Below are 214 nucleotides of genomic sequence, written 5' to 3' on the forward strand. Positions count from 1 at the left end.
TGAGTTCCCGCCCCAGGACATCCCGCCGGTGCCAGCGGTGTTCTTCGCTTTTCGCATCATGGTCGGTCTGGGCGTATTGATGTTCGCGCAGGGTCTGAGCAGTTTGGTATTGCGATGGCGACAAAGGCTGTACGCTGCGCGTTGGATGCTGCGCGGGTGTGTGCTCATGGCTCCGGCTGGATTGGTGGCGATGCTCAGTGGCTGGGTGGTGACC

Annotated in this window: 1 protein-coding gene; it reads left to right on the forward strand. The window is 61.7% G+C overall.

Annotated elements, in window-relative coordinates; all coding sequences use genetic code 11:
• Positions 1–214, forward strand: a 214-nt coding sequence (locus tag ORL50_RS28920; RefSeq protein ID WP_266020131.1) for a cytochrome ubiquinol oxidase subunit I, incomplete at both ends; no start/stop codon positions are given.

This window comes from Pseudomonas sp. RIT-562, assembly GCF_026241895.1.
In the GTDB taxonomy this organism is placed as follows: Bacteria; Pseudomonadota; Gammaproteobacteria; order Pseudomonadales; family Pseudomonadaceae; genus Aquipseudomonas; species Aquipseudomonas mandelii_F.